Genomic DNA, 9,940 nt, shown 5'->3' on the forward strand with positions numbered 1-9,940 from the left:
GTGCGGATGTCCGGTGCGGATGTCCGGTGCGGATGTCCGGTGCGGATGTCCGGTGACCTACGGGCGTCAGGGGAGCCTGTCCCCGAGCAGCCAGCCGATCACCCGGGGCAGTGCGCGCACCGCCGCGAAGTGGGCCGCCGTGGGCTCGACGACCGCCCTGGCCCGTGGGATGCGGGCGGCGAGCCAGGAAGCGTGGGCAGGCGGCGAGAAGACGTCCTGCCCGCCGTGCCAGAGCAGAACGGGCACCCGGATGTCCGCGGGGTCGAACCCCCAGGGGCCGGTCAGCGCGAGCCCGTCGTCGATCCAGCCGTACGGTGAAGTGCGCACCGCCTCACGGAAGTTGCGCAGCATCATCGAGCGCATCGCGGTGTCCGAGACGATCGAGCGGTCGTCGTCGGTCAGATCGCCGCGCAGTTCCTCGAGCAGCTTCGCCGGATCGCTCCGGATGGCCGCCGAGCGCGGGATCAGGCGGGCCGCGAACCGCTCCGGATCGGTGAACGCGGTCCGGAACTCGCTGATGTTGGAGGGTGCCATGCCCGCGAACCAGTCGAGCCCCTCGGCGTCCCTCGGTGCGAGTCCGACCAGCGCGGCAGCCCGGGTCACCCGGTCCGGCAGCAGGGCGGCGCAGGCGAGGGCGTGCGGGGCACCGCCGGAACGTCCGGCCACCGCGAACCGGTCGAGGCCGAGGGCGTCGGCGACCACGGAGACGTCGTGCACCACGTCGGCGACGCGGCGTCCCGCCTTGCGGTCCGAACCACCGTATCCGGGGCGGTCGTAACTGATGAGGCAGGCGCCGCGCTGGTACAGGAACATCGCGCGGGGACGGGGGCCGACTCGGCTGCCCGGTGTGCCGTGCAGGAGGAACACGGGGTGGCCGTGCGGGTCGCCCGAGATCTCGACCCGTAATCGCCGCCCGTCAGCGGTCCGCACATGGTCCGACACCACCGCCGCGTCTCCCTCCCCCTGGCCGACTCGCTCGACCGGGACCACGCTGCCCGATCCCTGCCCGGATGCGTGGCGGGTGAAACGGACAGGTCGGCGCGTCCGGCGTTCGAAGCGGGGGTTGTCGCGGCCTTTCTTTCCGCCCACCCGGCGAACGAGAACAAGGGCTCCTTCAGCCCGACCCGCTTTCCCACCCACCCGCCAACCCGCCCCCGCCGCTTCCGCAGCACAAACACCACCCCTCCAGCACCGCCCACGCTCCCAGCCCGTCCGGCGTTCGAGGACGAGCGCCTTCAGCGCGGCCAGGGGGCTGGGGCAGCGCCCCCAGGGGCAGGAGGGGACGGGTAGGGGCGGACAGGGCGGCAGGGGCGCCAACCCTCGCCTGACCTCCCTTTTACCCCCACCTGTCACACTGTCCGAACTCGGAGAAGGAGCAACCGCATGTCGATGGTCGGCAGCCTGCGCAAAGTGGCCCGCCTGGCTCGGCGTGGGCGGCGGCGTGTGGACCTCAGTCACCCCGCCCGGTCACCGCTCGGCTCGACCGTCGTCAACTGCGTGATCTACCGCGAGGGTGTACGCCAGGACACCGCCCCGACCGTCGAGGAGTCCGTCGGCCGCGTACGCAAGCACAACCGCGGCTTCGTCTGGCTCGGGCTGCACGAACCCTCCGAGACGGAGTTCGCCCGCGTCGCCGAACTGTTCGGGCTGCACCCGCTCGCCGTCGAGGACGCCGTCCACGCCCACCAGCGTCCCAAGGTGGAGCGGTACGGCGATGTCCTGTTCGCCGTGTTCAAGACGGTCTGCTACGTCGAGCACGAGGAGCTCACCTCGACCAGCGAGGTCGTGACGACCGGCGAGATCATGGTCTTCGCCGGCCCCGACTTCGTCGTCACCGTCCGCCACGGCCGGCACGGCTCCCTCGGCCCCCTGCGCGAGGACCTGGAGGCCGACCCGGAGCAGCTCGCCAAGGGACCGGCCGCGGTGCTGCACGCCATCGCCGACCATGTCGTCGACGACTACCTGAACGTCACGGACGCCGTCCAGGACGACATCGACCAGGTCGAGTCGGGCGTCTTCTCGCCGCAGAGCCCGCGCACCGCCGACGCGGGCCGTATCTACCAGCTCAAGCGCGAGCTCCTCGAACTCAAGCGGGCGGTGGTCCCCCTCGGCCGTCCGCTCCAGCAACTGGCCACCGAACAGATGCCGTCCGTCGAGCCGTCGATACAGGCCTACTTCCGGGATGTGGCCGACCATCTGCTCCGGGCCACCGAACAGATACACGCCTACGACGCCCTGCTCGACTCGATCCTCCAGGCCCATCTCGCCCAGGTCACCGTCGGCCAGAACGAGGACATGCGGAAGATCACGGCCTGGGCCGCGATCATCGCCGTACCGACGATGGTCTGCGGCGTCTACGGCATGAACTTCGAGCACATGCCCGAGTTGCACTGGCGCTTCGGTTACCCGCTCGTCCTCGCCGTCATCGCCACCGCCTGCTTCTTCGTCCACCGCGGCTTCAAACGCAACGGCTGGCTGTGAACGTGACCCCGCGCCCGTCCGTACCTTCCGCCGAGTCGTACGTCAGCCGTACCGCCCGACCTGGAGAGGCGCAGTGTCCCAGCAGCAACCCCCCCGACCGTCCCGCGGAGCCGTCGCGTTCGCCGCGCTTCTGACGGCCCTCGCCCTCCCCTTCGCCACGGCCTGTACCTCGGACTCGGATACGGACACCGACAAGAAGGCGTCGGCGTCCGCTTCGGAGTCCATGCCGCCCGCTCCCGTGGCCGCCGTGGTGGCACCGGCCAAGGTCGAGGTGATCGCCAGGCTGACGGGCTGCGAGGTGACGATCCGCACCGACGCGGAGGAGCTGCGCGAGGGTGTCTGCCACACCGCCGACGGCGACTATCTGATCACGACGTTCCCGGAGGAGAAGTACAAGCTGGTCTGGCTGGACAGCGCGGCCATCTACGGCGGCACGTACCTGGTCGGCACCAGGTGGGTCGTCAGTGCGCCCCCGAAGCTCCAGGAGAAGCTGCGCCAGAAGGTCGGCGGCACGCTCCAGGACCTGAACGACCGCGACGCACAGAACTAGGGCTGCTCCCCCACGGGCTCGGAAGCCGGGTCCCGGGCGGGGTCTCGTTCCGGTTCGTAGTCGCTGATGACGTACGACTGCTCGTCGTCGACCGCGTCCTTCTCCGGGTCCAGGGTGATCCGTACGGGGTGCCCGTCGGGCGCGTACGCCGCCTCCGCCGTATCCGCGCCCTCGGCGTGGGCCCGGGTCAGCTGGTCCAACAGGCCGCCGATGGTGGGCACTTCCTCGGGCGCGCGCTGCACTGCGCCCCGTCCGCTCTCGTCGAGCCCGACAACGTCGGCCACCTTCCCGTCCCGGACCGTCACCCGGAACCTGCCGATCAGGCTGCGCTCGCCCTCGCTCGACGTCAACGTGTAGACGTACGAGGCGGGTTCCTCCCAGGACTCCGCGAAGGACGAGAACGAGGAGGAGGGGGTGGGTGGGGACGCCGCCGTTCCCGGCCCCGACACCGAGGCCCCGGAGTCCCCGCCGCAGCCGACGACCGTGCACACCAGCCCTCCGACCAGTACGACGGACGACAGCGATCGGACCGAAGCCATGGTGATCCCCCTGCACAAGTGAACGACTCCCGACTACCGCTACGACGCCGGTCCGGCGGAAAACGTTCACTCGGGAAACGGAGGCTGTCAGGCCACTTGCCCCCGGCCACCGACGGTCGGGCCGTCGACCACCCCGGCGATCCCGGCGAGAAACGCGTCCACGAGGTCGTACGCCCGCTGCCGTGACTCCTCGCGCCGGGCGCGGGTCTCGGCGAGCAGCCGGTCCGGGTCCTCACCGTGCGCCGCTGCCTCGCGCCGGCCACCGGAGTCCAGCCACTGGAGCAGCGTCTTCTCGTCGAGCTCGGGATGGAACTGCACGCCGAGTGTCCGCCCGGCCCGGAAGGCCTGCGGACCGACCGCGCTGCGGGCCAGCTCCACCGCGCCCGGCGGGACCACGAACCGGTCGAAGTGCCACTGGAACCACGGCCCCGCCGGAATCAGTTCCGGCGCGTCCGACTCGACGGCCGTCCAGCCGATCTCGTGCCGGGGTGCCGCCTCCACGCTCCCCCCGAGGGCGGTGGCGAGTGCCTGCGCCCCGAAGCAGATGCCGAGCACGGGCAGGTCGGCGGCGTACGCGGTGCGCAGCAGCTCCAGTTCGCCGTCGATCCAGGGCGCGACGGAGGCCCTGTCGTAGACCGACCAGGGCGCCCCGAGCAGCACGACCAGGTCGTAGCCGGCCGGGTCGGGGAAGTCGAACCGGACGCCGGGGCTGTCGTACCGCTCGGCCGGTACGACGGTCAACTCGTCGATTTCGTAACCGAGTCGGGCGATGCGGTCGCCGACCGGACCGGACAGCGAGAGATGGTCGTGACGTATGACGAGGGCGCGCACGGAGGTCTCCAGTCCTGTACTTCCACGCTTGAGGGGAATACGGCCTGACGGGAAGGTGAGGTGAACGCGGTCCGGCTCAGCCCTTCGCGCGTCGTCCGCTGCGGCGCGGGGCGGGTTCGGCGCCGTCCAGCAGATCCAGCCGGCGTTCCTCCCCGTGGGCCTCGACCTGGACGACGATTCTGCGCAGCGCGTCCGCGGTGGCCCGGCACTCCTCGGCACTCAGCGGCGCGGCGACGAACGCTTCCTCGGCGTTGAAGTCCGGAAAGAGCGTCCGCATCAGCGCCTCGCCCTCGTCCGTGAGCCCGAGCAGCACCCGCCGCCCGTCGGAAGGATGCTCGATACGCCGGACGAGCCCACGGGACTCCAGCGTCCGGGCCACCCCGGTGAGCGTCCCCTTGGAGATCCCTGCCTCCTCTGCCACGAGCCGCGTCTCGGTCTCTCCCGAGATCCACACGACCCACAGCACGACGAACCCGGTCCACGTCAGATCCACCCCACGCAGCACGGAGTTCTCGACATGCTGGCGCACGGCCGAGGCGGCCCGGTGGATGTTGGCGACGACGGCCATCTGGTCGTGGCGGATCGGAATGTCCCCGAGTCTGGCCTTCACCAACTGCTCGGTCTCGACGATCGGTCGCTGCGTCACCGGAAATCCCCCTCCACCACACATGTCGTTCGGCACCAAATTGTACGAAGGGTGCGGCAGGCCCCCCGACAGGGGCGCTGGCTGCGACAGGGCGGGCTCAGCCGGTGGGCGCGATCAACGACGGACGACGCCCCGCAGGCACCCGCCCGCATCACATGGCGGACGCTGCTCCGGAAACCCGCCGCATCACATCCCGGCAGAACCCTCCGACCCCCGCCGGATCGTCGGTGAACTGCGAGGGCTTCACACAGAACGTCGTGAACCCCAGCTCCATCTGCTCCGGAATCGAAGCCAGCGCCGCCCCGAGATCCGCACAGGACCGGTCATCAGGAAACACCGCCCGCGTCCCCCCGATCATCTCCAGCTCGGAAACATCCCGGCCGGCCTCCTTCATCGCCTCCCCGAGAACCCGCATCTCCTCGGCCGTGGGCTGCCCCAGCGGATTGAACGCGTGCCCGTACCGCACCAGTCGCCGCACCATCGCCGCATGCATCCCCGCCCCGCCGAAACAGAGCCGGGGCCCGTCCGCCCGGTACGCCTTGGGCTCGAAGTACACGTTCTCGAACCGGTAGTGCTCGCCCTCGTGGGACACCGGCGACGGCCCCCACAACTTGGCCCAGATCTCCAGGTGTTCGTCCAGCAGCCGGCCACGCCGGGCGAAGGGCACCCCGAGTGCGTCGTACTCGTCCCGGCTCCAGCTGACGTTGGGCAGTACCATCAGCCGCCCTTCACAGAGCAGGTCGAGCGTGCCCAACTCCCTTGCCAGCAACAGGGGATGGCGCAGCGGAGCGATCACGGCCGAGGCGGCCAGCCGGACCCGCCCGGTCACAGCCGCGATCGCGCCCAGCAGGACCAGGGAGTTGGGCCAGGGCATGTACGGGTCCTGGTTGCCCGGCAGGGCGTAGTCGCGCGGGTTGCCCATGACGCCGTTCGCGCCGGCGTCGGGGCCGAGCACGATGTGCTCGCTGAGCATCACCGAGTCGAATCCGGCGTCCTCGGCCTCCCTGGCCCAGCGCACCAGCAGCGGCAGGTCGACGCGCCCGCCGGTCATGGTCCAGTTCTCACTGAGGACCAGTTGCATACGAGGAGCTGCGGTCATGGTCGTACGCACTCCGTTCTCCATCAGGATCTTTTCGTTTGATACCAAACAATAAGTGGACAGGGTCCGCGCGGCAAGGGGCCGCCCGCGCGCGACCGTCCCGCCGAGAGTGCGTGCCACACCCCGCGGCCCCGGCGTGATCCAGACGCAGGCACTGGGAGAGGAAGCCGGGGTCAACAGCGGTCTGCACGGCCCTGGAGGTCACGTCCGGGCCGTGCAGCCGCAGGACGCCCGGACGACCAGGCGGGACGGAAAGCGCCGGGTGCGTTCCGTCCCGCCGGACGTCGCCGCGTCCAGATCCGGATCGAGCGCCATGTCGACGGCCGTACGGGCCATCGCCTCGCGGTCGGAGGCGACCGTCGTCAGCGGCGGGTCGGTCATCGCCGCCTCCTTGATGTCGTCGAAACCAGCCACCGCCAGCTCACCCGGTACGTCGACACCCAGCTCACGGGCCGCCCGCAGCAGGCCGATGGCCTGGTCGTCCGTCGAACAGAACACGGCGGTCGGCCGGTCGGGGGCCGCGAGCAGGCGCAGCGCGGTCTCGTAGGTGCCGTAGCGGTTGTAGGGGGCGCGGAAGAGGAGCCCCTCGGTGGGGCGGCCGGCGTCCGCCATAGCCTTGCGCCAGCCCTCGACATGGTCGGCGCAGGGATCGCCCGCCAGGAGAGCCGACTCGGGTCCGCCGAGACAGGCCACGGCGGTGTGACCGTGCTCGATGAGATGCCGGGTGGCGAGCCGGGCGCCCTCGATGTCGTCCGTGATCACGGCGAACTTCCGTACGGACGCGGACCGTTCATGCATCAGCACAACTCGGGTGTCCATCGTGTCGATCTCGGCGGCGACCCGGTCTCCGAGTCCCAGACTGACCAGGACCAGCGCCGACACCCGCATCCCCAAAAAGGCGTGCAGGTAATGGATTTCGCGCTCCTCCTGGTAATCGGAGTTGCCGACGAGCACCATTTTTCCCCGGTCTGCGGCGGCGCGTTCCAACGCGTGGGTGATTTCCCCGAAAAATGGCTGACGGGCGTCCGGAACGATCAGCCCCAGCAAGTCCGTACGACGGCTGGCCATGGCCTGAGCCACCCGGTCGGGCCGGTATCCGAGCTCCTTGACGGCTTCGAGAACGCGTCGGCGTTTCTCCGAAGAGACGGGCCGGGGGCCATTGTTGACGACGTAACTGACAACCGCGCTGGAAGTTCCCGCGAGTCTGGCGACGTCGTCCCGTGTCACCTTTGTCACCGGGTGAGTCTACGGGCGTCAAATAACCTGCTGGAAAGGAACGTTGGCTTTCGGCCAGGGGCGTGTACCGCAGGGCCCCGGCGTGTACCGGGTGCAGCCAGGAAAACCGAGGGACGAGGACCAGGACCGAGGGACAGGGCTGGGGGCAGGGCCGAGGAACACGGTCGATACGCCGTTGATCGGCGCCTGGTCGGAACCGTAGGTTCGGGAACATGGCGAACCTACGGATCGGTGTGATGTACGACCGCGACTGGGCCCCGGAAGGGCTGCCCGAATTCGCGCGGCAGGCCGAGGCCCTCGGTGTGGACGACCTGTGGGTGGTCGAGGACCTCGGCTGGAACGGCGGCGTCTCGGCGGCCGCCGTGGCGCTGGGCGCGACGGAACGGCTGCGGGTGGGCATCGGGATCACACCGGCCCCGCTGCGCAGCCCGGCGCTGCTGGCGATGGAACTGGCGACGCTGGCCCGGGTGTTCCCGGGCCGGCTCGTCGCCGGGATCGGGCACGGGGTGCGGGAGTGGATGACGTCGGTCGGCGTCGCGCCCCGTTCACCGCTGGCCCTGCTGGAGGAGACGATCACCTCCGTACGCGCCCTGCTGCGTGGGGAGCGCGTCGAACTGGAGGGGCGCGCAGTGCGCCTGGACGGCGTTCAGTTGGTGCACCCGCCCGCCGAACCGCCGCCGGTGGTCGCGGGTGTGGTGCGAGCCCGCTCGCTGGAGCTGTCCGGCCGGGTCGCGGACGGCACCCTGATCGCCGAGGGCCACGGCCCGCGCGACCTGGAGTACACCCGGGAGCTGACCGCGAAGGGCGGAGCAGGCGCCGAACACACGCTGACGGTGCTGGCCTTCTGCCATGTGGGCGACGACCCCGGCGAGGTCGCGCGGACCCTGCACCCGCACACCGAGGGCCAGGGCGGCTGGCTGGGCCGCCCGCAGGAGGACGTGTTCACCGTCTCCGGCAGTGCCCCGGATGCCGCCGGGGACATCGGCGCGCTGTCGGCGGCCGGCGCGGACACCGTCGTACTCCGGATCGTCGGCGCCGAGCCGCTCCGCCAACTCGGCGCCGTGCTGGAGGCGTTGGGACGGCGCTGAAAACCCTCGGCCGACGGGATCAGTGTGCGGCGAACTGGACGCGGGTGGGCTGTACGACGTCCGGGCGTACCGCGATCCCGTCGAGCGTCAACTGCTCCCCGTAGATGTCGCTGATCCTGATCGCGCCACCGCACCCGCTGCCCTGCTCGGAGAGGAAGTAGTTGTACTCGGTGCGCGCCAGCCGGACCCAGCCGCCGCCGGTACGGACCTCAAGGCGCGCCAGTGGATTGCGGTGGCCGATGACCTGGATGCCGCACCAGTAGCTGCTGGACCCCGTCTTGTACCGGATCGAGAGCGGTTCGGCCGTGGCCGGGCTCAGCAGGCTCCAGGTGATCGGGATCCGGCCGGCCACGGGGTCGGCGAGCTTGGCGAAGGCCGGGGCACTGAGGTCGAGTTGACCGGGTGCGCAGTCCCCCGGGCACTCGTTGGTGATGCGGACCGTGACGGAGGCACCGCTCGCCGCGCGGACGAGGACGTACGCGCCGCACGCCATGGACGTCTCGTAGTCGGTGGTGTTCATGGCGGCGGTCATGACGTCGGCACTGGGCCCGTACGAACAGGCGTGGCCGTCGCCGTTCCCGGCGCCGTAGAAGGTGGCGACGCCCTGGTAGGCGGTGCCGGGCCGGATGCGCCCCGCCAGCGGCGCCGCACCGGAAACCGGTCGGGCGGCGGCGCCTCCGCTCGCGGCCGAGGGTGTGGGCTTCGGAGCCGCCGCGACGGTGGGAGTGGCCGCCGGGGTGGACGGGGTGGCCTTCGGGGACGGGGAGCGGGTGGCCGAGGGCGTCGGGGACGGCGTCAGCTCCGGCTCCGGCACCGTGGGCGGAACGATCACCCGGGCGCCGGCGGCGGACGTGGCCGCCCCGTACCCGTCGCCGGCCTGCTGGTCGGGGCGGAGCATCATCACCAGGGATATGACGAGCGCGACGGCCGCCGCAGTGGCGCAGACGAGAACGCCGCGCCGACGGCGGGGAGAACGGCGCTGGGAACGGCGTGGGGAACGGGACGCCACGGCAGAGGTCCTTACCTGGTCCGGAAGATCATGTGCGCGTTGCGAGGCTCCAGTCGAGGCAGCTTCCGGCCCATAGTCTCCACCGCGCCCCAAAAGGTTGCCGCGGTTTCGGCAATTCCCTGGTTTCGGTGCGGACGCGCGGCCGGCTCCGGTTCGTCCGCCCTGGCTCGGACGCCGAGTGCGCCGCCCGGAGCGCCGCCGGCCGGAGCGGCGTGCACCCCGGCGGGGCGGTCGGCATCCGGAGCCCCGCGACAGCACGCCCTCCCGGCTCCGGGGCAGGGCCGGCACCGCTGGTTCGGTTCGTTCTCTCGCCGTTCGTCCCTCTGCTCCCGCAACAACCCACCCGTGATGGGTTTCCCCGGGTAACGGCCCCGGACCTCGCACCGCGGATGCCCGGAGAGTGGGCCTAGTACTACAGCCGGTGGTTTACGTGACGTGACGGCGGTTGGCTCGTTGCTCTG

At 70.9% G+C, this 9,940-nt stretch carries 10 protein-coding genes; 3 read left to right on the forward strand and 7 right to left on the reverse strand.

Annotated elements, in window-relative coordinates; genetic code table 11:
* Positions 1–66 precede the first annotated feature (66 nt).
* Positions 67–942, reverse strand: coding sequence for an alpha/beta fold hydrolase (locus tag RB628_RS33435; protein WP_318324384.1), 876 nt, complete (start codon positions 940–942; stop codon positions 67–69).
* A gap of 441 nt (positions 943–1,383) precedes the next feature.
* Here RB628_RS33435 and RB628_RS33440 point away from each other — a divergent pair, with 441 nt between their 5' ends.
* Together RB628_RS33440 and RB628_RS33445 are read left to right on the forward strand one after the other, a co-directional pair.
* A complete protein-coding gene (locus RB628_RS33440) occupies positions 1,384–2,481 on the forward strand; it encodes a magnesium and cobalt transport protein CorA (RefSeq protein ID WP_318324372.1) in 1,098 nt (365 codons plus the stop codon).
* Positions 2,482–2,554: 73 nt separating this feature from the next.
* On the forward strand, positions 2,555–3,031 hold the full coding sequence (locus RB628_RS33445; protein ID WP_318324373.1) for a hypothetical protein: 477 nt from the start codon (positions 2,555–2,557) through the stop codon (positions 3,029–3,031).
* On the opposite strand, the gene RB628_RS33450 is transcribed toward RB628_RS33445, so the two are convergent.
* The 5 genes from RB628_RS33450 to RB628_RS33470 all read right to left on the reverse strand — a co-directional run bounded on the left by RB628_RS33450 (position 3,028) and on the right by RB628_RS33470 (position 7,382).
* Entirely contained in the window at positions 3,028–3,570 is a 543-nt protein-coding gene (locus RB628_RS33450; RefSeq protein WP_318324374.1) for a DUF6174 domain-containing protein, read from the reverse strand. The two genes, RB628_RS33445 and RB628_RS33450, sit on opposite strands and share 4 nt — an antisense overlap.
* Before the next feature lie 87 nt (positions 3,571–3,657).
* Positions 3,658–4,401, reverse strand: a complete 744-nt coding sequence (locus tag RB628_RS33455) for a type 1 glutamine amidotransferase (RefSeq protein WP_318324375.1) — start codon at positions 4,399–4,401, stop codon at positions 3,658–3,660.
* Positions 4,402–4,477: 76 nt separating this feature from the next.
* Positions 4,478–5,071, reverse strand: coding sequence for a MarR family winged helix-turn-helix transcriptional regulator (locus tag RB628_RS33460; RefSeq protein WP_412180765.1), 594 nt, complete (start codon positions 5,069–5,071; stop codon positions 4,478–4,480).
* Positions 5,072–5,198: 127 nt separating this feature from the next.
* Entirely contained in the window at positions 5,199–6,146 is a 948-nt protein-coding gene (locus RB628_RS33465) for a TIGR03619 family F420-dependent LLM class oxidoreductase (RefSeq protein WP_318324377.1), read from the reverse strand.
* Positions 6,147–6,347: 201 nt separating this feature from the next.
* Positions 6,348–7,382 carry a LacI family DNA-binding transcriptional regulator gene (locus RB628_RS33470; protein ID WP_318324378.1) on the reverse strand — a complete coding sequence of 345 codons (1,035 nt, stop codon included), beginning with the start codon at positions 7,380–7,382 and terminating at the stop codon, positions 6,348–6,350.
* Positions 7,383–7,594: 212 nt separating this feature from the next.
* Between RB628_RS33470 and RB628_RS33475 the strand changes: the two genes are divergently transcribed.
* On the forward strand, positions 7,595–8,470 hold the full coding sequence (locus RB628_RS33475; protein ID WP_318324379.1) for an LLM class flavin-dependent oxidoreductase: 876 nt from the start codon (positions 7,595–7,597) through the stop codon (positions 8,468–8,470).
* Positions 8,471–8,489: 19 nt separating this feature from the next.
* On the opposite strand, the gene RB628_RS33480 is transcribed toward RB628_RS33475, so the two are convergent.
* The gene (locus RB628_RS33480) at positions 8,490–9,479 is read right to left on the reverse strand and encodes an expansin EXLX1 family cellulose-binding protein (RefSeq protein WP_318324380.1); all 990 of its coding nucleotides are present in this window, start codon (positions 9,477–9,479) and stop codon (positions 8,490–8,492) included.
* Between the last annotated feature and the right edge of the window lie 461 nt (positions 9,480–9,940).

This window comes from Streptomyces sp. ADMS (assembly GCF_033441795.1).
In the GTDB taxonomy this organism is placed as follows: Bacteria; Actinomycetota; Actinomycetes; order Streptomycetales; family Streptomycetaceae; genus Streptomyces.